Here is a 23,832-nt window from a genome sequence, read left to right on the forward strand (position 1 = left end):
GAGGCTGTAATGATTCTCTTGCATCACCCGGAAGTGGAATTGTCGCGCGAGCTGCTGGCGCAGTTGCCGGCGGACTGCGGTTGCGTGGACTGGACCAGCGAGCTCCAGCGCGAGGAATACCAGGCGCAGGACGGGCTTCCGCCCTCGGCCTTCCCGTCGGTCCTGGTGGACGTGCCCGCCTACGCCGAGGACCGCCCGATGATCGGGCCTGACGGCGAGTTCCTGGGCATGGAGGTGGTGGCGGTGCCAGCGCATCAGGAACTGCTGCGTCTGCCCGCGAGCTGGGCTGCCGTTGCCTCGTTCACGGCCTCTGTGGAGGAGCGGGCGCTGCTGCTGCCTGCCGGATAGGAGGACGGGCCATGCACCAGCCCTGCGGCTTCCACGACCAGTTCATGGAGCAGATCCGCGATGCCCTTGTGGGCCTGAAGGACCAGATGCGCGTGGGCATCGGGGCCGTGGCCGAGCAGTCCAAGGCCAACGGCGAAACGCTGTTGCGCATCGCCGAGTCCCAGACGGCACGGCGCGAGCTGTGCGCCCGCCAGGCCGAGCGCCTGGTGGCCCTGGAGCGCGGCGCGGACCAGCATCGCGAGGCCCACGCCCAGTCCCGCGAGGAGCACCTTGCCGAGCGCGCGGACCTGTGGAGCGCGGTGAACCGCCTGCGTTTCCATGTCTACGTTGGCCTGGGCGTGGGGCTGGTGCTCCAACTCGCCGGTCCGTTCGTGCTCGCGGCCGTGCTGAAGTAACCCCGCCCCGCGGCGGGGCCAGAATCCAGGAGGAAGACCATGCTGCTTGACTTCATTCCACTCATCGGGGCGGCGGCGCAGAAGCTGCTGGACCTGATCCCAGACCCCGGGGCCCGGGCCAAGGCCGCCGAGGACTACCAGCGCGCGTTGCTCGACATCGCCGCCAAGGCCGAGGCCGACCAGCGCGACGTCAACAAGGTCGAGGCCGCCAGCGCGTCGCTGTTCGTCGCGGGCTGGCGGCCGGCCATCGGTTGGGTCTGCGCGGCCGCCCTGGCCTTCCAGTACCTGGCCCGCCCCCTGTGGGCGTGGGCCTCGGGGGTCTGGTGGCCCGCATCGCCCCCGCCCCCGGCCCTGGACGACATGCTCTGGCAGCTCATGTTCGGCATGCTCGGCATGGGCTCGCTGCGCACGTTTGAGAAGATGAAGGGGGCGGGCAAATGAACACGCACCGCCTGGCCCGGGAGCTTCTTCGCGACGAAGGACTGCGGCTCAAGCCGTACCGCTGCTCCGCCGGGAAGCTGACCATCGGCGTGGGCCGCAACCTGGACGACCGGGGCATCACCGAGGCCGAGGCCCTGGTCCTGCTGGGCAACGACATCAAGGCCTTCTGGGGCCAGCTGGTGGCGGCGCTGCCGTGGGTCGCCACGGCCCCGGAGGCCGTTCAGGAGGTGCTGGCCAACATGTGCTTCAACCTGGGCCTGGGCGGGCTGCTGGGATTCCGGCAGACGCTGGCCTATCTTCAGGCTCGGCTCTACGTGGACGCCGCCGAGGAGATGCTGCGGTCCAAGTGGGCCGGGCAGGTTGGCGCGCGCGCCGAGCGCCTGGCGCAGAAGCTGAAGGCCTTGTAGCGAGATTGCGTTCGAATTTGCGCTCCCTCGACGCAAGACGGCCCGGCCAGGCGAAAACCTGACCGGGCCGTCGGCGTTCAAGCCCTTGGGGTTAGGAAGCGCGCAGCGTCGGAGCCTGCTCGCCGGGATACAGGCTCTCGAAGCCCTTCTGCACCTGGCGCACGAACTCCGCGTCCCGGCGCGACGGGTCGAAGTAGCGCGGGTCGCGCATCATCTCGCGCAGGCGCTGCGGGGTCAGGCTGGTGGCGCCCCCGGCGTTCTTGCCGCGCAGGGAGCTCTCGCTCACCAGCGGGGCCATGCGGGAAAAGGCCTGGATCACGCAGGCGTCGTCCGCGGCGCCGCTCTGCTCCAGGGCCTGCATGAGCGTCTGGCCGCCCAGGGCCAGTACGGCCTTGCGCGCGGCTTCCAGCACGGCCTTGGCCTCGCCGCCGTGGACCTGGCGCAGGCCGGAGAGCTCCCGTTCGCGGCGTTTCGCGCGCTCGGTGCTGAGCTTTTCCGTGTGCGAGCGCAGCCCGTCCACGTTGAGCGGCAGGAACCAGGCGTACAGGCCGCCGGCCTGGGCGTCGGACAGGCCCAGCTCGTGGGCCTTGGCCAGGAAGGCGTCGCGCAGGGCTTCGTCGACGCGGAACTCCTCGGGCAGTTCGATCTCCGGCAGGCGGTAGTGCCCGGGCGACTGGGGCGGACCGTCCTGGCCCTGGGGCGCGCCCTGGGACAAGAGCGAACCCTCGGGCTCGGTCTTGCGGCCCAGCAGACGCTGGGCGTGCACCAGGGCCTTCAGCGCCTCGCCGGGGGAGGCGTATTTGGCCAGGGCCGGGTGCTGGCGCAACGGGAGCAGGGTCTCCTTGCCGGATTCGTCGCGGCCGGGCGCCGTCAGGTCCTCGGGCAGGTCCAGTCGCCAGTCGACGGGGGCCGCGCTCATGGGCTGGGTGCGCTTCTGGGACGGGGTGGGGGCATCGGTCATGATGGTCTCCTAGGGTAACAGGTGGGCGCATGGCCCGCACGCGGCACAATGCCGGGTCGGGCGCTCGGACCAGTATACCCTAGGTTTTGCCGACGGACAAAAATTACCAAACTTTGGCCGGTAAAAGGACAAAAATTCCCTCTTGACAGGGTTTCACTCAAGGCTGAGTTCCGCCGCCTGGACCACCCTCTGGTTGGTGAAGCCGAACAGGCGCGTGAATTTTGGCCAGCGGGGGTCGATCTCAAGCCCGGGCTCCACGCGCAGGCCCAGGATGCGCGTCTTGCCCAGCCGCCTGGCCAGGGCCTTCAGCTCCTCAACATCAGCCCGCAGCGCGCGCACGGTGGCCGGGCCGTACCGAAGCACCGAGAGGTGCAGCTCAAGGGCGTCCGGGTGCTCGGCCAAGGCCGCGGCGGCGTAGAGCCCGGCAGCGTCGGAGAGGGTGAAGAAGCGCATGTGCCTGGACTCAGGCAGGCCGGATAACGACGAATGTGCGCCTGGTTGTTCGAAAATGGGCATATTGTTCTCCTTGCTTCGGGATTATGTTACGATTGCCTAGGCAGGTCGGGGTTCACGGCATTTAGCACGGCTCAAAAAAGCACCGACTTTTCTGTTGCCAACCTTTGGCAACGGGTATAATGACTGCGCGTGAGGGTACGGACCCCCGCGCGGTCGCGGCGTTGCTGCGAACGGGCGTCAGGGCCAAGGCCTCGCTCCGGCTCCAGCTGACCGCCAGCCCTTGGGCGAACGGCGGCGGGAACAGGTCCCGGGTGGGACTTTTGCCGGAGGTGCAGGAATTTCGAGTCTGTGTTTCACCACCACCACATTACAGAGGAAGGTTCCCATGAAGAAGCTGTTCGCCGTCATGATCGTTGCGTCCCTGGCCCTTGGTGTTTCCGCCTGCGGCGAGAAGAAAGCCGAAGAGAAGAAGGCCGAGCCCGCCGCTGCCGCTCCGGCTCCCGCCGCTGAGGCCAAGCCCGCTGAAGTGAAGGCCCCTGAGGCTGCCGCCCCGGCCGCCGCTCCCGCCGCCGAAGCCGCCAAGCCGGCCGAAGCCAAGAAGCCCTAAGGCTCAAGGCATCTGACCATCCAGAGGGGGCTGCGAGGCCCCCTCTTTTTTTTGCTCGACCAATTTCGCTTGGCCAATTTCGCTTGGCCGTCCCGCCTCCCGTCACTTCGACTTCCACATCCACCGCGCGGCAAGTCGTCCGCGCGCCTTGCCGGGCAGCAGCCCGTCAGCGCCCGCCGCTGTCGCGTCCCGCCGCGCCCTCGGGCTCCGGCTTGCGCCCGGGCTCCGGCCCCTCGATCATCCTGGCAATGTACAGCGCCAGGCTGCGGCGACCTTCGTTGAAGGCGGCGCGTTGCGGGTCCGGGCTGAAGCTCGTCTCGCGCAGGAAGCCCTGGCGGGACAGGTCCGCAAGGACCAGTCGCCCGGCCTCGCCTTCAAAAGCCCTTGCATAAGCCACGAACAGGTCTGTTGTTTCACGCATGGTGCGTCCTCCTTGTTTCCCGCAAGCATACACCCGGAAACTAGGGCCGGACAAAAAACACCCGTTTTTGGCCGCAAAAAAGACAAAAATTCCCGGTTGACAGGGTTTGGCGCCGAGCGAAAAAAGCGGCCCGGCACCCGCTATCACGAGGGCCGGGCCGCGCTGGGCCGTGTGCTTGCGGAGGCTACTTCTTCTTCAGCAGCACGTAGACCGCGATGGCGTTCTTGCCCCGGTGGCCGTACTGCAGCTCCAGGTCGCCGTCCTTGGTCAGGTCGCCCAGCATGTAACCCTCGTCATGGTCGGCGATGAAGATCTGGCCGTCGGAGCGGATGGTGCCGCTGAAGCTTTCGGTCTTGCTCCTCCTGGGCGTTTGGTAGGTCTTGGTGCCGTGGAAGGCGTTGCCTTGCTGCTCCACGATGGTCACCACCAGCTTGCCGGTGCGGTATCCGACCTTGGCGCCGTGCACCGAGGGAATGCCCTCCCAGGTTCCCACCAGCTTCGGGGCGTCCGCCGCGAAGGCTGAGGTGGCGAAGCAGAAGAGCAGGACGAACAGGGCGAATGCGAGCAGACGTTTCATGCGTTTCCTCCGTAAGTGATTGAATTGCCAGGACGGCTATTTCTATGATTCTGCGCGACACCTAGCCCAGTTTGACCCCTTGCGCAAGGTGTCGGGCAAAACGGCGGGGTTGCGGGCGCGGTTTGCATCTGCAAAGGGCGATTGTCGCCCGGCTTTCCAGCTTGACCAGACTGCGGAAAGCACGCCTGGGCCTTGACTTTTTGCCGCAGCCTGCCGATTGTGAAAACAGTCACGTTTTGCTGGGGCGCCGTGGCGCCCGGCCCAAGGGGAAGCATGGCCGGAAGCGAGTCATACTGTTCACAGGCGGCGGAGTCTTTCGCGTCGCTGCGGCCCTCCCGGGCGTTCTTCGACAAGAAGGACTACGACCTGCTGCGCATCGTGTGCGACGTGGTGAACCGCGAGGACGCGCCCGCGCACAAGAAGCTGCTGGCGCCCTACATGCACCCCCACGGCATCAAGGAGATGGCCGCCACGCGCGGCCTGCGCATCGCCTACGCAGTCGTGCACCTGCTGGGCTCCCTTGAGACCGGCAAGGCCGATGACCGCCTCTCGGCCCTGCGCGGCCTGCACGCGGAGGTGCTCTCCACCGCCCAGGGCGGCTTGCGCTACAACACGGCGCGGGTGCTGGTGCAGCTCATGAAGGAGATGGTCCGCGCCGGGGGCGACCCGCAGGCCCAGCTGGCCCTGGCCCATGACTTCCGCGAGGCCTGCGCGGGCAAGCCTCGCGTGGTGCGCCGCCACCTGGAGCGTTTCCACCTGCTGGAGATGCCCGAGGACTTAAGCCAGATCACCTTCGACGACCACGTGCACGACGCCAACACCAAGGGCCGCAAGTCCAGCACGCACCTGGTCATGGACGCCTGGATCAAGGGCATCCGCCGCCTCACCGTCATCTACTACAACCACGTCCAGCCCGAGGTGGCCGCTGAACTCCTCGAGGCCGCGCGCATCATGAACGTGCAGGTGCGCATCGGCATCGAGTTCTCGCCGCGGTTCCGGGGCCGCTACCTGAAGCTCATCTGGATGCCCGAGGGCTTCGCCACGCCCACGGAGTTCCTGGATTTTCTGGATCAGCCGGAGCTGCTGCGCTTCTTCGAGGAGTCGCGGCGGGTCTCGCTGTACCACCAGGGCTACGTCATGGCCGCCTTCGCCGAGTTCAACGCCACCCACCGGCAGACCCTCTCGCGCGAGCTGGGGCTTGAGCTCGCGCCACTGGCCGAGGCCGATTTCCGGCGCTTCGTGGGCGCGGGCCAGGCGTCGCTGGAGCACCTGGGCAAGTTCATCCACGACAGCCTGCTGCCGGTCATGCAGAAGCAGGCGGCCTTCCTGCGCCACGAGCTGGCGACCGCCACCGGCCCGGAGCGCGCGGAGATACGCGCCCAGTTTTCGCGCCTGCGCAACCTCGACACCGACGAGATCATCGAGCGCTTCCTCCGGCCGGACAAGAATCCCGGCCTGGCGAACCCCGGCGTGCCCCCTGGCGTCGGCCAGGAAGCCCCCGAAGTGCCGGACATGCTGAAGCTCTCGCCCCAGGAGCTTGCCGCGCGGCTGCTCGGCATCCACGCCCTCGGGCGCATCACCCTGAGCCTGGGCGGCTTGCGCGCCGAGGACGTGCTGGAGATCCTGTACGATTGCCAGGGCATGATAACGCACCTGGAGATCGTGAACATGAAGGACCGCGCCCTGGGGCGCGAGATCGACCCGGAGCGCATCAACGCCCTGCAGGAGGCGCTCAACACCGCCAACGTCATCAAGCTCAAGAAGCTCATCCGCTCGATCATCCAGGGCGTGGGCTCCAGCTCCCGGCGCGATAAGCTGCAGGAGATCCTCTACGACATCTCCTCGCTCCGCTCCTACTATTTGAAGAACCCGCTGGCCTCCTGCATCGGCACCGACTCCACCGGCCAGTCCAGCCGCCTCTACGGCATGGGCATGGTGGTGGTGGACACCCTGCCCAAGCGCGCGCGCAGGGCCCTGGCCCGCACGCCCGGAGCGGAGCAGAAGCGCCTGGACGTCAGCGTGAGCGCCCGCAAGCGCGTCACCTTCCTGCCGGAGGAGGAGTGCGAGCCGCGCTTCGACCTGCTGCACGGCCTGGCCGCCGTGTGCCCGCCCCTGCGCCTGTTCACGCGGCATCGCGGCGTGGAGTGGCTGGCCGAGAACTACCGCCTGACGCCGGGCCGGCCCGGCAACGTTTCCCTCATGGGCGGCGTGCAGCGCGAGCACGGCCACGACGCGGGCCTGGAGGAGCAGGAACCGGAGAAGCGCCCGGCCAAAAAGCTGCCGCACCTGCGCTACCTCAACTCGCACCTCAAGAACACGCTCAAGGTGCTCTGCGGATTCATCCCGGCGGCGCTCACCTTCGCCCTGACCAAGGACTGGTGGGTGCTGGCCTGGTTCGGCGCGTTCCTGTGGTTCAGCATCACCGGCGTGCGCAACGTCATCCAGATGGTGCTGGGCGCGGGCGGTGTGCACCGCTCGTCGCTGCTGCAATGGAACGGGCTGGTGAGCTGGGGGCGGCTGGCGGACTCGCTTCTGTACACGGGCTTCTCCGTGCCGCTCCTTGATTACCTGGTGAAGTCGCAGCTCTTGAACAAGGGCCTGGGCATCACCCTGTCGTCCAGCCCGCTGGTGCTCTACACGGTGATGGCCGTGGCCAACGGGCTGTACATCTTCAGCCACAACGTGCTGCGTGGCCTGCCCATGGCCGCCGCGGTGGGCAACCTGTTCCGCTCGGTGCTGTCCATTCCGCTGGCGCTTTTGTACAGCAACGTCATCGTGCTCATGGTGTCGGCCACGGGCCACACCGAGGCGGTGGCCGCGGTGGCGCCCTGGGCGGCGGTGATCTCCAAACTGGCGAGCGACTGCGTGGCAGGCGTCATCGAGGGTCTGGCCGACCGCGACCTGTTCATCCGCCTGCGCTCCTGGGACTACCGGGGCAAGCTGAACCAGCTGTTCGACAGCTTCCAGCAGCTGGAGCTGCTCTTCCCCCAGGAGGACGCGCTCGCGCTGCTCGAATCGCCCAAGCAGTTCATGCAGACCATGAGCTACGAGCACAAGGGGCTGGAGAGCATCATCATCGTCAACGCGCTGGACCTGATGTATTTCTGGATGTACCAGCCGCGCGCTCGGGGCGTCATGGCGGGCTTCCTGCGGGAGATGGGGCCGGAGGAGCGCCGGGTGTTCCTGCTCTCGCAGTACGTGCTCCTGCGCGAGCGCGAGATCAGCCAGGTGTTCCTCGACGGCCTGGTGGGGCGAAACTTCGGCAAGGCCTTGTCCTTCTACCTCGACATGCACCGCGAGTACCTGGACGACATCCAGGACCTTGCGGCCAGGCTGGCCTCGTCCGGAAGGTAGGGCCGGGAGGTAGGGGCCGGGGGCGTCTCTGTCCACACCCTTGCCGCCTGCCGTCCCTCAGCGTACACTCGCCCCATGCCGCAGCCGCCGAAACAACCACCCAAGCCCTACGCCCCCGCCCCCGGCGAGGTCGCGTCCGAGGCCCGGCGCGCAGGCTTCGACCTGGCCAAGCCCCAGGCCGAGCTGCTCTCGCGATACCTCACCCTCCTGCTCAAGTGGAACCGCGCCATGAACCTCGTGGGCCGCGCCACCTGGCCCGAGGTGTTCCGCGACCTGGCGGCGGACAGCCTGCACCTTGCGGCGTTTCTCGAAACCCTGGCCCTGCCGGAGTCCCCGCTGACGCTGGACCTGGGCGCGGGCGCGGGGCTGCCGGGCATCCCCCTGCGCTGCCTGTGGGGCGCGGGCGAGTACGTGCTGGTGGAGCTGCGCGAGAAGCGCGCCGTGTTCCTGCGCCAGGCTGTGGGCGAGCTGCAGCAGGCCGGGGGCCTGCCGGGCGTGCGCGTGTTCCACGGCCGGGCCGAGGTGGTGGGAGAGGAATTGCGGCGCCTGCGCCTCAAGCCCCGCGCGGACCTGGTCGTGAGCCGGGCCTTCATGCCCTGGCCCAAGCTCCTGCCGCTGGCGGCCGGCCTGCTTGCGCCGGGGGGACGGCTGGTGGTGCTGGCCAACGACCCGCCCCCGTCAGCCGGGCAGCTGGCCGAGGCCGGCGCCGAGTCGGGCTGCGGCTGCGTGGTGGAGGCCGTGCGGAGCTACCCGGCGGGCAGCGGCAAGGCGCGCTATTTCTGGTCCTTGATCCCGGCCATGGCCTGAAGCATGCCGCCCTTGAAGATGAGCTTGGTGGCCAGCTCGTCGGCCTGATCAGCCAGGTCCATCAGCGATTCCAGACACCCCAGGATCATCTGGCGGCGGGCCTCGTCGCCGTGTTCGAAGTCGAACTCCAGGTCGCCCGAGGCGAAGTATTCAGCGAGCTTGTCCAGGTAGGCTTGGTCGAGCATGTGCGTGTCCTTGCGTGCGTTTGGGGGCGGTGTCGCCCGTCGGTGCCGAGCAATAATCAGTCGTGATGGTAGGGCAGGCCCTTGTTGATGCTGGCCGCCCGGTAGAGCTGCTCCAGAAGCACCACCCGGGCCAGCTCGTGCGGCAGGGTGATGCGCCCCAGCGAGAACAGCGCGCCGGTGGCCTTGGCCCGTTCGCGCACCTCGTCGGACAGGCCGAAGGCCCCGCCCACGATGAAGCAGGGCGTGCGCGCGGAGTCCTCCCAGGCCTTGAGCTTCGCCGCCAGCTCGCGGCTGGACCAGTTCTCGCCGCGTTCGTCCAGCGCCACGGGAACGCACCGGGCGTCCAGGCGGGCCAGGATGTCGCGGCCTTCGCGCAGGCATTTCTCCGGCGCTGGCAGGGAGCTTGCGGCATCCTTGACGAGGGCGACCTCGCAGCGCGCCAGGCGCGAAAGCTTCAGCGCGTAGAGGTCCGCCGCGTCGCGCAGGGAGGCCTCGCGGGCCTTGCCCACGAACAGGCACTGCAACTGCGCGGCCACGGGCGCTAAACCCGCTCCAGGCTGGCGCGCAGTTGGCCGTCGGTGAGGCTCAGGCGCACGTAGCCGCCCTCGGCCAGCAGGCCGGGATTGAGCACGTGGGTGTCGCCCAGGCGCTCCTCGGCCACGGCCTCGTGGATGTGGCCGCAGATGACCACGTCGGGCTTGGCCTGCTGGATGAAGGCTCGCACGGCCGCGCTGCCCACGTGGGCGCCGCTGGAGACGCGGTCCAGGGCGGAATTCACCGGCGGGGTGTGGATGACGGCCACCAGGTGGTAGGGGCAGGTGGCGCAGTCCTCGGCGGCGAGGGCTTGCGCCCGTTCGTGCGTCTCGGCAAGCCAGTCGGCCAGCACGGAGTCGGGGACTTCGGACGGCGTGCCGAAAGGGGTGGGGGTGGACCAGCCCACGCCCATGAGCACCAGGCCGGGCGCCAGCAGCCGCGCCTGGCGGTGGATGTTCAGCCCGCGGCGCGAGAGCAGCTCGCCCACCTCGGCGTGGTCCATGTTGCCCATCTGGGCCAGCAGGTTCGGGTTGACGGCCTGGGCCTGGGCGAGCACGAGCGCGGCGCGCTCCTCGCGGCCCCGGTTGGTCAGGTCCCCGGAGAGGATGAGCCCTTCGGCTCCGCTGACGCCGGGGATGGCCTTCAGCATCCCCGCGCTTTCATGCACGTCGCCCACGGCGATCCAGTACATCGTCATCTCCTGGTGAATTTGTTCCGGCGTGCCGGGAGGTTCCGCCCTTGCCGGGGCCGCCGGAGCAACCCGACCCGAAAAGGCGGATATTTTTCGCTTCCAATACACCTATTGTTAGCATAAACAAAGTTCGGGCGCAAAGGCAATGGGGGCGCTCGATTTTGCCAGTTTCGGGGGGGCGGATGAACGATCCAAGTCAGGAAAAAGACAGGATTCGCAAGATGATGGTGGAGAAGCGCATGGCGCTCTCCCCGGACGAGGTGAAGCGGGCCAGCATGGCTGTGACCGAGCGCGTGCGCACCCTGTCCGAATGGAAAAACGCCTGGGCCGTGCTGCTCTACTGGCCCATCAAGAACGAGATAGACACCCGCGCGCTGCTGGCCGAGCTCTGGGAGCGCGGGGCCATGGCGCTTCTGCCTCGCTGCCGCCCGGACCAGCCGGGCTTCATGGACATCTGCGCCTGCACCTGCGAGGACGACCTCGCCGAGGGCTCCTTCAACATCATGGAGCCCGCGCCCTGCTGCCTCACGCGGGAGGACTCCGGCGAGCCTTTCGTGCCCGACCTCGTGCTGGTGCCCGCAGTGGCGTTCGACGCCCACGGCTACCGGCTGGGCTTTGGCGGCGGCTATTACGACCGCCTGCTGGCCCGCCCGGAGATGGACGACACCGTGACCCTCGGGCTGTGCTACGAGTTCCAGCGCATCGAGTCGTTCCCCATGAACGCCTGGGATGCGCCGGTGCAGGGCATCTGCACCGAACGCGAGCTCAAGTGGTTCCGCTAGGCCGGATGTCCCTCGGGTCCATCGCGTTCCGTTTTCCGGGCCTGGACAAGGTCTCCTGCCTGTTCACCACGCGCCGGGGCGGGGTGAGCCTGCCGCCCTTTGACGCGGCCAACTATTCCTTCGACGTGGGCGACGACCCGGCGTCCGTGGCCGCCAACCGCCGCGCCCTGGCCGCGAGCCTGGGCCTCTGTGCCTGGCACGAGTGCCGCCAGGTCCACGGCGACGCGCTGCACATCGAGCCCGCGCCCCTGGGGCTGGAGGCCTTCTGCGGCGGGCCGGCCAGCCTCGAGGGCGACGCCCTGGCAACCAGCCAGCCCGGCCAGGCCCTGTGCATCAAGACCGCGGACTGCCAGCCCGTGCTGCTGGCGCACGAGGCCGGGCGGTTCGTGGCGGCCCTGCACGTGGGCTGGCGCGGCAACGTGGCCGACCTGCCGGGCAGCGCGGTGGCGCGGTTGTGCGCGCATTACGGCTGCAAGCCGTCGGAGCTGTTCGCCGTGCGCGGGCCGAGCCTCGGGCCGGACGCCGCCCAGTTCACCAACTTCGAGGCCGAGTTCGGCGCCGGGTTCCGGGAGTTTTACGACCCGGCGCGCCAGGTGCTCGACCTGTGGCGGCTCACACGCGTGCAGCTTGAGGGCGCAGGGCTGCGGCCCGAGCGCGTCTTCGGGCTGGACCAGTGCACACAGTCAAGCCCCGGGGATTTCTTCTCTTTCCGCGCGGCGCGCACCACGGGCCGCCAGGTGTCGCTCATCTGGATTGGCGGCGGGGCATAAAGAACCCGCGCCATGCTTCCCTTCTCAACCGCTTTTCTGTATATCCTCCGGTAAAACCCCCTCGGAGAGGTCCACCATGTTGAACGGCATCTTCCACATACGGTTCCAGTCCAGCCTCGCCACCGTGGGCGAAGGCTATGCGGTGTTCGACGCCTGCGGCGTGCACGGGGCCAACGACAACCACATCTTCCGCGGCCTGCAGTCCGGCGAGGGCGACGCCCTGCGCCTCACGGTGGAGATTCTCCACCTGCATGGCGAGAAATATCCCACCTTCGGCCCGCTCTCGGCCGTCAACCTCGACCTGGAGGTCACGGAGACCATGCCGGAAGGCTTCCGCGCCGTGGGCTCCATCCGCGAGGCCCATGGCATCCGCCTGAACGTGGTGGGGAAAAAGCTGGGCGAGCTGGCCACCATCGACTAGGCCGCCCCGCCCTCCAGCCGACAGAAAGCGCTGGCCACGCCGCGTGGCAAAATTTCGGCCCTTTGGCCGCTGGCCAGAAACCGTCGCGCCCTGTGGCGCGGCGAAACAACAGCAGAAAGTGAGGCTCATGTGTTCGTCAACAGCCACGAGGAAGACATCTTCATTGTCAATCTGGACAACAAGGAGATCCACCTTGCCTCGAAATTGAGCGGCAGCTGCAACCTGGACCGCATGGGCGCCGGGGAGCACAAGATCTTCCCGGTGGAAAACGCCAGGGAGCGCGACGACGTGCTGAAGCGCCTGAAGAAGAATTGCCGCGAGTGCAAGCACTGCTTCAAGCGTTAGCGCGGGTCATTTCCTTCGCCGCTCCGGGCGCGTCCATTCGGGCGCGCCTTTTTTTGTCTGCGGGAAAATAGCCTAATCGGTACCATGATTCTTGACACGAATAGTTTAGTGCATATTATGCGCTAAAGCTATATCGCTTGGCGCAGGGCAAGGGCTCCGGGCGGGAAAGCCTGAGGTGTCAGGGGATACGTCGCGAGCCTTCGCTTGGGGATGCATACCCGGTCGGAAGGCCGACACGTGGTGCGTTGAGGTCGATTAATCCCAGTACCGAAAATGGCTGGGCGTACGCAGAGGGTAATGCAGTGTCGGACGACAAGACGAAACGGGAAGTTGATGCGCGATTTGTATCGTGCGCAGAGGATGAGGGATACGAGGAAACCTACACGGCAACTAAGATTGCATTTGAAAATGGTGTAAGCATGGAAGAAGCCCGCAAGGCCTTCAAGCATTGCTGCAAGGCGGTGACGGGGAATCAGCCCAGGAAAGCCTTTATGGAGTGCGCCAAGAAGTACCTGGGGAAGTAGCGGAAAGCTAGCCGATCCGGCCGGTCAGGCTGGAGAGGATGGCGATGACGAGGAGGATGGCGACAATGACGAGCAGCGTCCTGACGGAGATCCACTCCTTCTTGGGCGCGGCGCTGGGCGCGGCCGCCTGGACGGGCGGCGGGGCGAGGCGCTCCTGGGCCTTGCGCTTGCCCCAGCGGTAGCCCAGCAGCACAAGGGCCACGGCGATGAGCAGGCCAGCCTTCGTGAACATGTGCGCCTCCTGCGTGCGTCAGGGTTGCGGCCTCGGCCGGAAGAAAAGCGGGGCGCTCCACCAAGGCGGTGGTGCGCCCCGCACGTGTTCTTAGATGACCTTGTTCAGCGGGTATTCGATGATGCCCTCGGCGCCGAGTTCCTTGAGCTGCGGGATGAGCTCGCGCACGATGGCCTCCTCAACGACGATCTCCACCGACAGCCAGTCCTGGTTGGACAGCCCGGAAACAGTGGGCGAGGTCAGGCTGGGCAGCAGGGTCATGGCCTGGTCCATCTTGGCCTTGGGCATGTTCATCTTGAGGCCGACCATGCGCTCGGCCTTGAGCGCGCCCTGGAGCAGCATGTTCATGTGCTCGATCTTGCGGCGCTTGAAGGGGTCTTCCCAGGCCTTCTTGTTGGCGATGAGCCTGGTGTTGGTGAACAGCAGGTCCTCGATGATGCGCAGGCCGTGGGCGCGGATGGTGGTGCCGGTCTCGGTGACCTCCACGATGGCGTCGCACAGTCCCTCGACCACCTTGGCCTCGGTGGCGCCCCAGGAGAAGTCGACGGTCACCGGGATGCCGCGCTCGGCGAAGGTGTTCTTGGTGAAGTTCACGAGCTCCGTGGCGATCTTCTTGCCCTTGAGGTCCGCGGCGGTCTTGTAGGGAGAGTCGCCGGCCACGGCCAGCACCCAGCGGGCCGGGCGGTTGCTGACCTTGGAGTAGACCAGGTCGCTCACCACCACCACGTCGGACTTGTTCTCAAGGATCCAGTCCTTGCCGGTCAGGCCGCAGTCGAGCACGCCCTGCTCGACGTAGATGCTCATTTCCTGGGCGCGGCACATGGAGCAGGTGATCTCGTCGTCGTCGATGTCGGGGAAGTAGTTGCGGGAGTGCAGGCGGATCTTCCAGCCGCTCTTCTCGAACAACTTGATGGTGGCGTCCTGCAGGGAGCCCTTGGGCACGCCCAGCTTGAGTTTATTCGTGGTGCTCATTTTCCGTAGACCTCCTTGGGGTCGAAAACCATGGGCGAGCATTCGCGTACGTCGTCGCCCGAAATTTCGCGGTAGAAACAGCTTTTGCGGCCGGTGTGGCAGGCCGCCCCGCCCAGCTGGGTCACCTGGACCAGCACCGTGTCGGCGTCGCAGTCCAGGCGGATGGTATGGACCTTCTGCACGTGGCCGGAGGTGCCGCCCTTGTGCCAGAGCGTGTTGCGGCTGCGGCTGTAGTAGTGGACCTCGCCGGTCTCGATGGTCTTGTCCCAGGCCGCCTCGTTCATGTAGGCGAGCATGAGCACCTCACCGGTCTCGGCCTCCTGGGCGATGACCGGCACTAGGCCTTGGCACTTGGCAAAATCTGGTCGGAGCATGAAAACCTCGCAATAAGGTGTCCGCGCGGCGGGCTCTGTGCAAGCGCCCACGCGCGCGCCAAGCGGGGTTCTTATGCGATACGGGCGCGGTTGTCCAATGCCGGGGCAGGGGGGGTGGCGGGCCGCTAGCGCACGCCGGCTTCAGCCAGGAAGGGCGCGTAGCGGCCGTCCTCGGTCTGGATGTGCTTGGCGTACCAGGAGAGCAGGAAGCCAAGTGCCTGGTGCGCCATTTCCGGGGTCGGCTCCTGGGCGGTCAGGCGGTCCAGGTTCTCCAGAAATTCCCGGTGGGCCTGGCGGTGCGCCTCGCGGTCCGGGTAGCCGTGCATGTCGAGCAGGCGCTCCTCGGCGTCGAAGTGAAAGCGCGCGTAGGTGCGCATGCTGTCCAGGCCGTCCATGAGCGCGGCCGAGGGGTTGCCGGTGGTCATCCGCTCCAGCAGGTGGTCGATGATTTCGAAGAGGTGCCTGTGCTGCGCGTCCACGGCGTCCACGCCGATCTTGAGAGAACCGTCCCAGCAGATAATGCCCATGGCTCACCTCCAAGGGTTTTCCATGCTTGCCTCATACACCATTCCTAGGGTTGGGCAAATAATAATTGTGGAAAAATTGCAGGCGGAAATCATAGCTTCGCGGCAGGACAAATAAATCCTCCAAGTCGGTTGGGAATCTCTTGTGCCGGGAATCACATAGACTGTAACCCATTGATAACGTGGCCTGGGGGGAGGAAAAGATATCCTCCTGAACTGAGCGTTTCAGGAAAATAGCCTTGACGTGGTTGCGGGAATTGGGTACTCACGGGTAAGAGATTATTTCCTACTTGTTTGGGGTGAAAAGGGGCGGAGCAGACTGTCCACGCTGGCTTGTCGGCGTTCACCATGATCGGGCTAACCCTCTCAACGTATGAGGCAAGGAACAACAACATGGAAAAAGGAAGAGTACTGCTGCTGTCAGCCGGGGCCATGTTTGTCCTGGCCGTGGTCTCGATCCTCAGCCTTGAGGCGCAGGGGGTCGGGGAGGCGCAGGCAAACGCAGCCATCCGCACGGACATGGTGACCATCGACACCATGAAATCGTTCGGGAAGCTGGAGCTGCCGCCCGTCACGTTCTTGCACGACAAGCACACCCTGACCCTCAAGACTGGCGAAAAGGACTGCAAGACCTGCCACGTCGAGAAAGACGGCCAGGTGGTGACGAAGTTCAAGCGCGAGAAGGACACCACCCAGGCCGAGGTCAAGGCGATTTACCACAAGAACTGCATCGGCTGCCACACGGACCTGGCCGCGAAGGGCCAGAAGACCGGCCCGCTGGACGGCGCCTGCCGCTCCTGCCACGACGCCAAGCCCAAGGTCTCTTCCGCCAAGCTGGACGGCGGTCTCAACAACGCCCTGCACTTCCGCCACACCTCCACCAAGGAGCTGCCCTCGACCCTGAAGGACGAGGCCACCGGCGAACTGCGCAAGGACAATTGCGACCGCTGCCACCACGAATATAACAAGGACACCAAGAAGACCTTCTACGCGAAGGGCAAGGAGGGCACCTGCCGCTCCTGCCACGAGCCGAAGGCCACCAAGGAGTCCCGCAGCATGTCGCAGGCCGCGCATGATTCCTGCGTGAACTGCCACCGCACCCTGGCGCTCAAGGGCGTCAAGGAGACCGGTCCGGTCCAGTGCGCCGGCTGCCACAGCGCCGAGGCCCAGGCCAAGACCGCCGCCAAGAACAAGGAAGCCGTGGCCAAGGCCGGCGAAGACGTCCGCCTGATCCGCAAGGCCGGACAGCCCGACCTGACCCTGGTCAGCATCGAGAAGCCGGCGGAAGGCGCCAAGCCCGTGGCCATGAGCCCGGTCGCCTTCAACCACAAGCTGCACGAGAAGAACACGGACACCTGCCGCGCCTGCCACCACAAGGAGACCGTCGCCTGCTCCAAGTGCCACACCGTGGCAGGCAGCAAGGAAGGCGGCTTCGTCCAGCTTGAGCAGGCCATGCACCGCGCCAGCGCCAAGCAGAGCTGCGTGGGCTGCCACAACCAGAGCAAGGCCGAGCCCAAGTGCGCCGGTTGCCACAGCCAGCTGAAGAGCCGCACCAAGCCCGCCAGCGCCTCTTGCAAGAAGTGCCACGTCCAGGGCGCGCTGAAGGTGCCCGCCGAGCCCGGCCAGATGCCCGCCTACTGGGCCATGAAGCCGGAAGAGAAGGCCGCCGCCGCGAGCGAACTGCTGAAGGGCCGCGCCGACAAGGCCGACATCTTCACCACCGACGACATCCCGGAGAAGGTCACCATCAAGAGCCTGGTGAACGATTACGAAGCCTCCGAGATGCCGCACCGCAAGATCGTGCTGAAGCTCGTGGAGAACATGAAGGACTCCAAGATGAGCGGCGTGTTCCACGCTGATCCGGGCACCCTGTGCCAGGCCTGCCACCACAACACCCCGGCCGGCACCAAGAAGCCCGCCCGCTGCGTGAACTGCCACGGCAAGCCCTTTGACGAGAAGCAGCCCAACCGTCCGGGCCTCAAGGCCGCCTACCACGGCCAGTGCATGAGCTGCCACAAGGCTATGGACCTGAAGAAGCCCCTGAACACGGACTGCGTGGGCTGCCACAAGGAAAAGAAGAAGTAAGCCGGACCCCGGCATAATAAGGAGCACGTCCATGAAGAGAAGACAGTTTCTCGGCTTGCTGGGCGCCGCGGGGATCACGGCCACCCTGGGCACCGAGGCGCAAGCCGCAACAGGCCACAGCTTTGATGGCTACCCCAATGCGAAAGGTGTGTTGTTCGACTCCACCCGCTGCATTGGCTGCCGCAAATGCGAGGCCGCATGCAACAAAGTGAACAAGCTGCCGGCACCGGCAAAACCCTTTGACGACCTGAAGGTCCTCGACACGGAGCGCCGCACCGACGAGAAGACCTACACCGTGGTGAACAAGTACGTGGGCAAGAAGGGCCCGGCGTTCCGCAAGGTGCAGTGCAACCACTGCCAGGAGCCCGCCTGCGCCTCCGTCTGCTTCGTCAAGGCCTTCACCAAGAACCCCGACGGCTCGGTGACGTATGACGCCAGCCTGTGCGTGGGCTGCCGCTACTGCATGGTGGCCTGCCCGTTCAACATCCCGGCCTACGAGTACAACGACCCGATCACTCCCAGGATCATGAAGTGCACCATGTGCCATGACCAGATCACCAAGGGCGAGCTTTCCGCCCCCGGTTGCGTCGGCGCCTGCCCCAAGGAGGCCCTGCTCTACGGCAAGCGCAAGGATCTGATCGAGGTGGCCCGCGAGCGCATCCGCCGCAACCCCGAGCGCTACCAGGACCACATATACGGCGAAAAGGAGATGGGCGGCACCAACTGGCTGTACGTCTCCGGTGCGGAGTTCAAGGACATCGGCCTGCGCGAGGACCTGGGCACCACCAGCGTGCCGACCATGACCGCCGGACCGCTGTCCGTGGTTCCCATGGTCGCGGCCCTGTGGCCGGCCCTCTTGGGCGGCGTTTGGGCCATGAACAAGCGCAAGGAGAAGGTGGCCGCTGAAGAGCAGAAGGCCGCCGTGAAGGCCGCCAAGGCCGAGGTCAAGGCCGAGGCCGCCGCCAAGCTCGCCAAGGAGCTTGAGAAGGCCGAGAAGGACAAGGCCCAGGCCATCGAGCGCGAGGTCAAGCGCGCCCTTGAAGAGGCTGCCGCCGCCAAAAAAGACGAGGAGGGCGCCTAGATGACTACTGAAACCAACAAGTCGCTGATGACCCCGGCGAACATCATCACCGGGATCTTCCTGGCCATCGGCCTGGTCATCACCGTGCTCCGCTTCACCAAGGGCCTCGGCTACGTGACCAACCTCGACCAGAACAACCCCTGGGGCGTCTGGATCAGCTTCGACCTGCTGTGCGGCGTCGCACTGGCGGCCGGCGGCTACACCACCAGCTCCGCCTGCTACATCTTCGGCATGAAGAAATACCACTCGGCGGTGCGCCCGGCCATCCTGACGGCCTTCCTGGGCTACGCCCTGGTCGTCTTCGCCCTGCACTACGACGTGGGCCGTCCCTACCGCCTGGTGTACCCGCTCTTCGTCAGCCCCGGCACCACGTCGCTGCTGTTCGAAGTGGGCCTGTGCGTCTTCCTGTACGTCACCGTCCTGGCCATCGAGTTCTCCCCGGCCATGTTCGAGTGGCTGGGCATGAAGAACCTGCGCAACAAGATCCACAAGCTCACGCTGGCCCTCACGGTGTTCGGCGTTGTGCTGTCAACCCTGCACCAGAGCTCGCTGGGCGCCCTGTACATCGCCGCGCCGAGCAAGATCCACCCGCTGTGGTACAGCCCCTACCTGGCCGTGCTCTTCTTCATCTCGAGCATCCCGGCGGGCCTGTCCATGGTCATCTTCGAGGGCACCCTGGCCCACAAGCCCTGGCACCACATGATGGACAAGACCCACCTGGACGAGCATGAGGGCGTGATCCTGGGCTTCGCGCGCGGGGCCAGCATCGCTCTGGCGGCCTACTTCTGCGTGAAGATCGTCGCCGTGGGCTACGACAACAACTGGCACTACCTGGCTACGGGCTGGGGCGCCTGGTGGCTGGTCGAGGTCCTGGGCTTCGTGGCCCTGCCGAGCCTGCTCTACGCCATCGGCTCGCGTGAGAAGAACATCAAGCTCATCAAGTGGACCGCCGCGCTGACCGTGTTCGGCATCATCCTGAACCGCTTCAACGTGTCCATCGTGGCCTTCAACTACACCCTGCCGTCCAGCCAGCGCTACTTCCCGAGCCTGATGGAGATCGGCGTGTCCATCTTCGTTGTCACTGTTGGCGTCACCGCTTACCGCTTCATCGTATCCAGAATGCCCATCTTCTTTGAGCATCCTGATTACAAAGACGCCCACTAGAAGGAGGCGCGACATGGAATTCTACGTCTATCACGACTTCATGATGCATACGAAGAACATCGTCTACATCCTGATGGGTCTGTTCGTTGTCGGCTTCTGGGGGCTTTGGGCCTTCATGACCTCGCGCGACGAGGAAATTCACAAGATGCCCGAGCACGACAAGGAGTAAGCCATGTACCAGATCGTTACCGGACCTCTCCTGTGGCTGACCTTCGCCGTGTTCTTCGGCGGGCTGGCCTGGCGGGTGTACACCTACATCAAAGGCCTGGACTGGAAGCTTGACCGCGTTGCCTACGGCACGCAGACGGCGGCCGGAATCCGGGGCGCCGCGCGCAGCATCGCCGCCTGGATCGTGCCCTTCGGTTCCCAGGGCTGGAAGGTGAAGCCCATCTTCACCATCATGTTCTTCACCTTCCACATCGGCCTTGTGGTGGTCCCCCTGTTCCTGGTGGGCCACGCGGTGGTGTTCAAGATGCGCTTCGGCATCGGCCTGCCCACCATCCCCATGGCCCTGGCCGACGTGCTCACCGTGGCCATGCTGTGCGCGGGCGTGTTCATCATCATCCGCCGCATCGCCCTGCCTGAGGTGCGCATCATCACCAGCCTGTACGACTACCTGCTGCTGGCCATCACCATGGCGCCCTTCGTGACGGGCTTCATGGTCGTGCATCAGCTGGGCGGCGACTACCAGTTCTGGTTGCTGGCCCACGTCATCACCGGCGAGATCATGCTCCTGGCCGTCCCCTTCACCAAGCTGTTCCACGTGGTGGGCTTCTTCCTCTCGCGCGGCCAGCTCGGCATGGACTACGGCATCAAGCGCGGCGGCCTGACCGGCAGCCCCATGACCTGGTAGCCCGCGGGCGCCACGGACAATAAAGAGAAGGAGATAGTTCCATGCCTGAAGGAATACTCTGCAACAAGACGCCGGTGACCACCCAGGAGGCCCTTGAGGCCGTCCTGGCGGACAAAGGCGGAAAGCAATACTACGCGGAAATGCTGGAGCTCGAAGTCGACAAGGCGAAGCTCGCCACGTCGCTCAAGAACACCTGCAAGTCGCGCATCCGCACCTGGCTTGAGATGTGCGCCCACTGCGGTCTCTGCGCCGACTCCTGCTTCCTGTACCTGTGCAACGACCGCAAGCCCGAACAGGTCCCGGCGTACAAGATCCAGTCCACCCTGGGCGAGATCGTGAAGCGCAATGGAGACGTGGACAACGCCTTCATGCGCAACGCCATGGAGGTCGCCTGGAGCCAGTGCACCTGCTGCAACCGCTGCGGCCAGTACTGCCCCTACGGCATCGACATGGGCATCATGTTCGGCTACCTGCGCGGACTTCTGTACTCGCAGGGCTTCGTTCCCTGGGAGCTCAAGATCGGCGCGGGCATGCACCGCGTGTTCAAGGCCCAGATGAACGTCACCGACGAAGACTGGACCGAGACCTGCGAGTGGATGGCCGAGGAGGCCCAGGACGAGTGGCCGGGCCTTGAGATTCCCATCGACAAGGAAAACGCGGACATCATGTACACCGTGAACGCCCGCGAGCCCAAGCACTACCCCGAGGACATCTCGGAGGCCGCCATCCTGTTCCACGTTGCCGGTGAGAACTGGACCGTGCCCAGCTCCGGCTGGGAGCAGACCAGCCTCTCGCTCTTCGCGGGCGACTGGGAAGCCTGCAAGCAGCAGGTGGAGCACGTCTACGCCGCCATCGACCGCCTGAAGCCCAAGCGGGCCTGCGGCACGGAATGCGGCCACGCCCACCGCGCCACCGTCATCGAAGGCCCCTACTGGGCCGGACGCCCCGACGGCCTGACCCCGGTGCGCTTCCTGCACTACGTGGAGTGGCTGGAAGAGGCCCTGCGCCTCGGCAAGATCAAGATCGACCCGGCCAAGCGCATCAAGCAGCCCGTGACCCTGCAGGACTCCTGCAACTACATCCGCAACTACGGATTGAAGGAAATCACGCGCAGCATCGTGAGCTACCTGGTGGAGCCCGGCTACTTTGTGGAGATGAGCCCCAACAAGGAGCACAACTACTGCTGCGGCGGTGGCGGCGGCTTCAACGGCATGGGCATCTTCCGCCCGCAGAGAAACCGCGCCCTCATGGTCAAGCGCGACCAGATCCTGGCCACCGGCTGCAAGCTCGTCATCGCGCCCTGCCACAACTGCTGGGACGCCATCCGCGACCTCGAGGAAGAGTTCAAGATCGGCATCAAGTGGAGCTTCCTGAAGCCTCTGGTCATCCACATGATGGAAGTGCCGGAGCACTTGAAGCCCAAGGAAGAGGAAGAGTAGTCCTCAACGCCCGCACAGCGCCGGGGGAGGGGGGAAACCCCTCCCTCTCCCGCGCGCCATATTGAACAACCCCTCGGAGAGTCCATGCGCCTGAGCACCAAAAGCCGTTACGGCACCCGCATGCTCATCGACATCGCCGAGAACTACCACGACGGCCCTGTCTCCGTAGCCGAAATAGCCTCGCGCACCGGCATCAGCGAAAAGTACATGGAAAAGCTCATCAGGCGGCTCAAACGGGCCGGACTGGTGCTTTCCAAGCGTGGCCCCAAGGGCGGCCACATTCTGGCCAAGCCCGCGGGACACATTACCGTGGGAGACGTGGTGCGCGCCCTGGAGGACTGGGTCGTTCTGAAGGGCTGTGCCCTTGGCAAGGATGCCTGCGCCACCTGTGCGCGCCAGAGCACCTGTCCCACCAAGGATGTCTGGGAGCAGGCCAACGAGGCCATGTTCCAGACCCTGGACGGCTACACCCTGCAGAGCCTGCTCAAGCCCGGGCTCTAGCGAGGGCGAGCGCACGGCGCCAGGAACCGCTTCAGTGCTCCATCCTCTCCCCGGCACGCCTATTCAGTCATTCTGCTTTATCCTCCCGCAGCTTTCAGGCCGCTCACGTCGACGGCATCGCTCTTCGCGTCCAAAGCGCCGGGATCGCAAATGGTTATGCGTATTTGAAACGACTAGGCTGCACGCGCTGGTGCCTTTTGGGCTAATTGACGTGTTGAATTGAGGTGATTAATCCGACGAATTTTCTTCTCCCTACTTGAAATAATAAATGTCGTGGTCTAAGTAATTATCTTAAAATGCCGATAATGACGCATTCTGTTGTGCTCTATCCCCCCGATTATTAAAGCCTTGCGGTCCGCAACGTGTTGACATGGTGCAAATGGGACGACGGTATCGTACCCAGGAGGTTCAATCCGATGAAAAACTGGAGTCTTCGCGTCAAGCTGCTCGGCGGCTTTCTCCTCACGGCGGCAATCACCTTGATTGTGGGCACCCTGGCCTATGTCCAATTGACATCCCTGGCGCACAAGAGCGCGGACATCAGCAACACCGACTTGCCCGGCGTCGGCTTGTCCCACGACATCAAGGCGGAGATAGCGTTGACGGGCCAGGCCTTGCGCACCCTAATGAGTTCAGAGGTGCCCAAGGCGGATCGTCAGCGACAGCTTGTGAACATCGCCAAGGCTCGCGAGAACATCGTCAAGAATATTGAGACGTACTCCAAGCTTGAAGTGGACCCGAATGCGAAAGCCTTGTTCGAGGATTTCAAGACCAAGGTAGTTGCCACAGGCGCAGCCAACGACAAGGCGCTGGAGCTTGCCAAGCAGCTGGAGGCCTCCGACCTGCTCAAGCCGGATCAACTCCAGGGCGACCTGCAGCTCTTCCGGGGCGACCACTACGCCCTGCAGGTGAAAGTTCAGGATATGCTCCTGGGCAGCAAGCCCTTCGAGGGGGGCGAGGATCCCACGGCCTGCAATTTCGGCAAGTGGATGGCCACATTCAAAACGGACAATAAGGTCATCAACGACGCTTTGCAGGCGATCATTCCGCACCACAACGAATTCCACAAGTCCGTGGCGGAGATCAAGAAGGCTGTCGCCGACAAGGGTGGCAACGCCAAGGCCAAGGCCATTCTGGATAACACCATGAAACCTGCCGCGCTGAATGTGTTCGAGGGTTTCGGCAAGATGAGCGCCGAGGCCAAGGTCAGCCAGGGCCTGTTCTCCGGCATGTCCGAAGTGCTCTTCGGCGAATCGCGCACGAAGATGAACGAGGCCCTGGCCGCTGCCGACAAGCTCGGCGACTACCACTGGACCACGGCGGACAGCGACAGCAAGGACCTTGGCCTGAGCGCCGCGCTGAGCAAGTCCGTGGCCTTGGGCGGCATGATCATCGGCGTGGTCATCGCGGTCATCCTGGGAATATTCCTGACGCGCAGCATCACCGGTCCGGTGCTCCAGGGGGTGTCCTTCGCCAAGTCCATGGCCGAGGGTGATTTCACGCGCACGCTCGACATCGACCAGAAAGACGAGATCGGCGTTCTGGCGAGAGCCCTCAACGACATGGTGACGCACCTGCGCC

At 65.4% G+C, this 23,832-nt stretch carries 31 protein-coding genes; 20 read left to right on the top strand and 11 right to left on the bottom strand.

What is annotated here, in order from left to right:
* The first annotated feature begins 9 nt into the window (after positions 1 to 9).
* From RDU24_RS11885 to RDU24_RS11900, 4 genes are read left to right on the top strand one after another with little or no spacing between them, the layout of a single operon-like run.
* Positions 10 to 348, top strand: coding sequence for a hypothetical protein (locus RDU24_RS11885; protein WP_308735982.1), 339 nt, complete (start codon positions 10 to 12; stop codon positions 346 to 348).
* Positions 349 to 359: 11 nt separating this feature from the next.
* Positions 360 to 743: a hypothetical protein gene (locus tag RDU24_RS11890; RefSeq protein WP_308735983.1), complete on the top strand. Its 384-nt coding sequence runs from the start codon at positions 360 to 362 to the stop codon at positions 741 to 743.
* A gap of 39 nt (positions 744 to 782) precedes the next feature.
* Entirely contained in the window at positions 783 to 1,184 is a 402-nt protein-coding gene (locus RDU24_RS11895) for a 3TM-type holin (protein WP_308735984.1), read from the top strand.
* Complete coding sequence (locus tag RDU24_RS11900; protein ID WP_308735985.1) at positions 1,181 to 1,591, top strand: glycoside hydrolase family protein; 411 nt, start codon at positions 1,181 to 1,183, stop codon at positions 1,589 to 1,591. Before RDU24_RS11895 ends, RDU24_RS11900 begins: the two co-directional genes overlap by 4 nt.
* Before the next feature lie 91 nt (positions 1,592 to 1,682).
* On the opposite strand, the gene RDU24_RS11905 is transcribed toward RDU24_RS11900, so the two are convergent.
* Positions 1,683 to 2,552 carry a hypothetical protein gene (locus tag RDU24_RS11905; protein WP_308735986.1) on the bottom strand — a complete coding sequence of 290 codons (870 nt, stop codon included), beginning with the start codon at positions 2,550 to 2,552 and terminating at the stop codon, positions 1,683 to 1,685.
* A gap of 153 nt (positions 2,553 to 2,705) precedes the next feature.
* The gene (locus RDU24_RS11910; protein ID WP_308735987.1) at positions 2,706 to 3,068 is read right to left on the bottom strand and encodes a hypothetical protein; all 363 of its coding nucleotides are present in this window, start codon (positions 3,066 to 3,068) and stop codon (positions 2,706 to 2,708) included.
* 325 nt (positions 3,069 to 3,393) lie between these two features.
* On the opposite strand from RDU24_RS11910, the gene RDU24_RS11915 reads away from it, so the two are divergent.
* Positions 3,394 to 3,615 (top strand): hypothetical protein, encoded by a 222-nt coding sequence (locus RDU24_RS11915; RefSeq protein WP_308735988.1) that lies wholly within the window; start codon positions 3,394 to 3,396, stop codon positions 3,613 to 3,615.
* A 166-nt stretch (positions 3,616 to 3,781) separates the two neighbouring features.
* On the opposite strand, the gene RDU24_RS11920 is transcribed toward RDU24_RS11915, so the two are convergent.
* Together RDU24_RS11920 and RDU24_RS11925 are read right to left on the bottom strand one after the other, a co-directional pair.
* Complete coding sequence (locus RDU24_RS11920) at positions 3,782 to 4,036, bottom strand: Bbp19 family protein (protein ID WP_308735989.1); 255 nt, start codon at positions 4,034 to 4,036, stop codon at positions 3,782 to 3,784.
* Between the two features lie 184 nt (positions 4,037 to 4,220).
* Positions 4,221 to 4,613, bottom strand: coding sequence for a hypothetical protein (locus RDU24_RS11925; RefSeq protein ID WP_308735990.1), 393 nt, complete (start codon positions 4,611 to 4,613; stop codon positions 4,221 to 4,223).
* Between the two features lie 273 nt (positions 4,614 to 4,886).
* Here RDU24_RS11925 and RDU24_RS11930 point away from each other — a divergent pair, with 273 nt between their 5' ends.
* Both RDU24_RS11930 and RDU24_RS11935 read left to right on the top strand, forming a co-directional pair.
* Positions 4,887 to 7,967, top strand: coding sequence for a hypothetical protein (locus RDU24_RS11930; RefSeq protein WP_308735991.1), 3,081 nt, complete (start codon positions 4,887 to 4,889; stop codon positions 7,965 to 7,967).
* Between the two features lie 75 nt (positions 7,968 to 8,042).
* Complete coding sequence (locus RDU24_RS11935) at positions 8,043 to 8,774, top strand: 16S rRNA (guanine(527)-N(7))-methyltransferase RsmG (protein WP_308735992.1); 732 nt, start codon at positions 8,043 to 8,045, stop codon at positions 8,772 to 8,774.
* Here the strand turns inward: RDU24_RS11935 and RDU24_RS11940 are convergent.
* The 3 genes from RDU24_RS11940 to RDU24_RS11950 are packed head-to-tail and all read right to left on the bottom strand — an operon-like array spanning position 8,741 to position 10,184.
* Positions 8,741 to 8,959 carry a hypothetical protein gene (locus RDU24_RS11940; RefSeq protein WP_308735993.1) on the bottom strand — a complete coding sequence of 73 codons (219 nt, stop codon included), beginning with the start codon at positions 8,957 to 8,959 and terminating at the stop codon, positions 8,741 to 8,743. The two genes, RDU24_RS11935 and RDU24_RS11940, sit on opposite strands and share 34 nt — an antisense overlap.
* Positions 8,960 to 9,015: 56 nt before the next feature.
* The gene (locus RDU24_RS11945; protein WP_308735994.1) at positions 9,016 to 9,495 is read right to left on the bottom strand and encodes a 23S rRNA (pseudouridine(1915)-N(3))-methyltransferase RlmH; all 480 of its coding nucleotides are present in this window, start codon (positions 9,493 to 9,495) and stop codon (positions 9,016 to 9,018) included.
* Between the two features lie 5 nt (positions 9,496 to 9,500).
* A complete protein-coding gene (locus RDU24_RS11950) occupies positions 9,501 to 10,184 on the bottom strand; it encodes a metallophosphoesterase family protein (protein ID WP_308735995.1) in 684 nt (227 codons plus the stop codon).
* A gap of 182 nt (positions 10,185 to 10,366) precedes the next feature.
* Between RDU24_RS11950 and RDU24_RS11955 the strand changes: the two genes are divergently transcribed.
* From RDU24_RS11955 to RDU24_RS11975, 5 genes are all read left to right on the top strand, one after another.
* Entirely contained in the window at positions 10,367 to 10,966 is a 600-nt protein-coding gene (locus RDU24_RS11955; protein ID WP_308735996.1) for a 5-formyltetrahydrofolate cyclo-ligase, read from the top strand.
* Positions 10,967 to 10,971: 5 nt separating this feature from the next.
* Positions 10,972 to 11,736 (top strand): polyphenol oxidase family protein, encoded by a 765-nt coding sequence (locus tag RDU24_RS11960; RefSeq protein WP_308735997.1) that lies wholly within the window; start codon positions 10,972 to 10,974, stop codon positions 11,734 to 11,736.
* 76 nt (positions 11,737 to 11,812) lie between these two features.
* Positions 11,813 to 12,157 (top strand): GrlR family regulatory protein, encoded by a 345-nt coding sequence (locus tag RDU24_RS11965; RefSeq protein WP_308735998.1) that lies wholly within the window; start codon positions 11,813 to 11,815, stop codon positions 12,155 to 12,157.
* A 129-nt stretch (positions 12,158 to 12,286) separates the two neighbouring features.
* Complete coding sequence (locus RDU24_RS11970) at positions 12,287 to 12,502, top strand: hypothetical protein (protein ID WP_308735999.1); 216 nt, start codon at positions 12,287 to 12,289, stop codon at positions 12,500 to 12,502.
* A gap of 302 nt (positions 12,503 to 12,804) precedes the next feature.
* On the top strand, positions 12,805 to 13,026 hold the full coding sequence (locus RDU24_RS11975; RefSeq protein WP_308736000.1) for a hypothetical protein: 222 nt from the start codon (positions 12,805 to 12,807) through the stop codon (positions 13,024 to 13,026).
* A gap of 7 nt (positions 13,027 to 13,033) precedes the next feature.
* On the opposite strand, the gene RDU24_RS11980 is transcribed toward RDU24_RS11975, so the two are convergent.
* The 4 genes from RDU24_RS11980 to RDU24_RS11995 form a co-directional block, all read right to left on the bottom strand.
* Positions 13,034 to 13,258 carry a hypothetical protein gene (locus RDU24_RS11980; RefSeq protein ID WP_308736001.1) on the bottom strand — a complete coding sequence of 75 codons (225 nt, stop codon included), beginning with the start codon at positions 13,256 to 13,258 and terminating at the stop codon, positions 13,034 to 13,036.
* A gap of 90 nt (positions 13,259 to 13,348) precedes the next feature.
* A complete protein-coding gene (gene hisG, locus RDU24_RS11985; RefSeq protein WP_308736002.1) occupies positions 13,349 to 14,230 on the bottom strand; it encodes an ATP phosphoribosyltransferase in 882 nt (293 codons plus the stop codon).
* Positions 14,227 to 14,604 carry a phosphoribosyl-AMP cyclohydrolase gene (gene hisI / locus RDU24_RS11990; RefSeq protein ID WP_308736003.1) on the bottom strand — a complete coding sequence of 126 codons (378 nt, stop codon included), beginning with the start codon at positions 14,602 to 14,604 and terminating at the stop codon, positions 14,227 to 14,229. Before hisI ends, hisG begins: the two co-directional genes overlap by 4 nt.
* A 125-nt stretch (positions 14,605 to 14,729) precedes the next feature.
* On the bottom strand, positions 14,730 to 15,131 hold the full coding sequence (locus RDU24_RS11995) for a bacteriohemerythrin (protein ID WP_308736004.1): 402 nt from the start codon (positions 15,129 to 15,131) through the stop codon (positions 14,730 to 14,732).
* A gap of 390 nt (positions 15,132 to 15,521) precedes the next feature.
* On the opposite strand from RDU24_RS11995, the gene hmcA reads away from it, so the two are divergent.
* The 8 genes from hmcA to RDU24_RS12035 form a co-directional block, all read left to right on the top strand.
* On the top strand, positions 15,522 to 17,213 hold the full coding sequence (hmcA, locus tag RDU24_RS12000) for a sulfate respiration complex hexadecaheme cytochrome HmcA (protein WP_308736005.1): 1,692 nt from the start codon (positions 15,522 to 15,524) through the stop codon (positions 17,211 to 17,213).
* 31 nt (positions 17,214 to 17,244) lie between these two features.
* Positions 17,245 to 18,294 (top strand): sulfate respiration complex iron-sulfur protein HmcB, encoded by a 1,050-nt coding sequence (hmcB, locus tag RDU24_RS12005; protein ID WP_308736006.1) that lies wholly within the window; start codon positions 17,245 to 17,247, stop codon positions 18,292 to 18,294.
* Positions 18,295 to 19,458 (top strand): sulfate respiration complex protein HmcC, encoded by a 1,164-nt coding sequence (hmcC, locus tag RDU24_RS12010; protein ID WP_308736007.1) that lies wholly within the window; start codon positions 18,295 to 18,297, stop codon positions 19,456 to 19,458. It abuts the gene before it with no gap.
* Between the two features lie 13 nt (positions 19,459 to 19,471).
* Positions 19,472 to 19,627 (top strand): sulfate respiration complex protein HmcD, encoded by a 156-nt coding sequence (hmcD, locus tag RDU24_RS12015; RefSeq protein WP_308736008.1) that lies wholly within the window; start codon positions 19,472 to 19,474, stop codon positions 19,625 to 19,627.
* Positions 19,628 to 19,630: 3 nt separating this feature from the next.
* A complete protein-coding gene (gene hmcE / locus RDU24_RS12020; protein ID WP_308736009.1) occupies positions 19,631 to 20,311 on the top strand; it encodes a sulfate respiration complex protein HmcE in 681 nt (226 codons plus the stop codon).
* A gap of 41 nt (positions 20,312 to 20,352) precedes the next feature.
* Positions 20,353 to 21,750 (top strand): sulfate respiration complex iron-sulfur protein HmcF, encoded by a 1,398-nt coding sequence (hmcF, locus tag RDU24_RS12025; protein ID WP_308736010.1) that lies wholly within the window; start codon positions 20,353 to 20,355, stop codon positions 21,748 to 21,750.
* Positions 21,751 to 21,834: 84 nt separating this feature from the next.
* The gene (locus RDU24_RS12030) at positions 21,835 to 22,251 is read left to right on the top strand and encodes an RrF2 family transcriptional regulator (RefSeq protein ID WP_308736011.1); all 417 of its coding nucleotides are present in this window, start codon (positions 21,835 to 21,837) and stop codon (positions 22,249 to 22,251) included.
* Between the two features lie 416 nt (positions 22,252 to 22,667).
* The coding region (locus RDU24_RS12035) for an MCP four helix bundle domain-containing protein (protein WP_308736012.1) at positions 22,668 to 23,832 on the top strand (1,165 nt) is incomplete at its 3' end.

The organism is Humidesulfovibrio sp., assembly GCF_031082295.1.
Taxonomy (GTDB): Bacteria; Desulfobacterota; Desulfovibrionia; order Desulfovibrionales; family Desulfovibrionaceae; genus Humidesulfovibrio.

Excerpts from the sequence above, each read along its gene's own strand:
- RDU24_RS11885 (WP_308735982.1), top strand. The coding sequence starts at position 10 with ATGATTCTCTTGCATCACCCGGAAGTGGAATTGTCGCGCGAGCTGCTG.
- RDU24_RS11890 (WP_308735983.1), top strand. The coding sequence starts at position 360 with ATGCACCAGCCCTGCGGCTTCCACGACCAGTTCATGGAGCAGATCCGC.
- RDU24_RS11895 (WP_308735984.1), top strand. The coding sequence starts at position 783 with ATGCTGCTTGACTTCATTCCACTCATCGGGGCGGCGGCGCAGAAGCTG.
- RDU24_RS11900 (WP_308735985.1), top strand. The coding sequence starts at position 1,181 with ATGAACACGCACCGCCTGGCCCGGGAGCTTCTTCGCGACGAAGGACTG.
- RDU24_RS11905 (WP_308735986.1), bottom strand. The coding sequence starts at position 2,552 with ATGACCGATGCCCCCACCCCGTCCCAGAAGCGCACCCAGCCCATGAGC.
- RDU24_RS11910 (WP_308735987.1), bottom strand. The coding sequence starts at position 3,068 with ATGCCCATTTTCGAACAACCAGGCGCACATTCGTCGTTATCCGGCCTG.
- RDU24_RS11915 (WP_308735988.1), top strand. The coding sequence starts at position 3,394 with ATGAAGAAGCTGTTCGCCGTCATGATCGTTGCGTCCCTGGCCCTTGGT.
- RDU24_RS11920 (WP_308735989.1), bottom strand. The coding sequence starts at position 4,036 with ATGCGTGAAACAACAGACCTGTTCGTGGCTTATGCAAGGGCTTTTGAA.
- RDU24_RS11925 (WP_308735990.1), bottom strand. The coding sequence starts at position 4,613 with ATGAAACGTCTGCTCGCATTCGCCCTGTTCGTCCTGCTCTTCTGCTTC.
- RDU24_RS11930 (WP_308735991.1), top strand. The coding sequence starts at position 4,887 with ATGGCCGGAAGCGAGTCATACTGTTCACAGGCGGCGGAGTCTTTCGCG.
- RDU24_RS11935 (WP_308735992.1), top strand. The coding sequence starts at position 8,043 with ATGCCGCAGCCGCCGAAACAACCACCCAAGCCCTACGCCCCCGCCCCC.
- RDU24_RS11940 (WP_308735993.1), bottom strand. The coding sequence starts at position 8,959 with ATGCTCGACCAAGCCTACCTGGACAAGCTCGCTGAATACTTCGCCTCG.
- RDU24_RS11950 (WP_308735995.1), bottom strand. The coding sequence starts at position 10,184 with ATGTACTGGATCGCCGTGGGCGACGTGCATGAAAGCGCGGGGATGCTG.
- RDU24_RS11955 (WP_308735996.1), top strand. The coding sequence starts at position 10,367 with ATGAACGATCCAAGTCAGGAAAAAGACAGGATTCGCAAGATGATGGTG.
- RDU24_RS11960 (WP_308735997.1), top strand. The coding sequence starts at position 10,972 with ATGTCCCTCGGGTCCATCGCGTTCCGTTTTCCGGGCCTGGACAAGGTC.
- RDU24_RS11965 (WP_308735998.1), top strand. The coding sequence starts at position 11,813 with ATGTTGAACGGCATCTTCCACATACGGTTCCAGTCCAGCCTCGCCACC.
- RDU24_RS11980 (WP_308736001.1), bottom strand. The coding sequence starts at position 13,258 with ATGTTCACGAAGGCTGGCCTGCTCATCGCCGTGGCCCTTGTGCTGCTG.
- hisG (WP_308736002.1), bottom strand. The coding sequence starts at position 14,230 with ATGAGCACCACGAATAAACTCAAGCTGGGCGTGCCCAAGGGCTCCCTG.
- hisI (WP_308736003.1), bottom strand. The coding sequence starts at position 14,604 with ATGCTCCGACCAGATTTTGCCAAGTGCCAAGGCCTAGTGCCGGTCATC.
- RDU24_RS11995 (WP_308736004.1), bottom strand. The coding sequence starts at position 15,131 with ATGGGCATTATCTGCTGGGACGGTTCTCTCAAGATCGGCGTGGACGCC.
- hmcA (WP_308736005.1), top strand. The coding sequence starts at position 15,522 with ATGGAAAAAGGAAGAGTACTGCTGCTGTCAGCCGGGGCCATGTTTGTC.
- hmcB (WP_308736006.1), top strand. The coding sequence starts at position 17,245 with ATGAAGAGAAGACAGTTTCTCGGCTTGCTGGGCGCCGCGGGGATCACG.
- hmcC (WP_308736007.1), top strand. The coding sequence starts at position 18,295 with ATGACTACTGAAACCAACAAGTCGCTGATGACCCCGGCGAACATCATC.
- hmcD (WP_308736008.1), top strand. The coding sequence starts at position 19,472 with ATGGAATTCTACGTCTATCACGACTTCATGATGCATACGAAGAACATC.
- hmcE (WP_308736009.1), top strand. The coding sequence starts at position 19,631 with ATGTACCAGATCGTTACCGGACCTCTCCTGTGGCTGACCTTCGCCGTG.
- hmcF (WP_308736010.1), top strand. The coding sequence starts at position 20,353 with ATGCCTGAAGGAATACTCTGCAACAAGACGCCGGTGACCACCCAGGAG.
- RDU24_RS12030 (WP_308736011.1), top strand. The coding sequence starts at position 21,835 with ATGCGCCTGAGCACCAAAAGCCGTTACGGCACCCGCATGCTCATCGAC.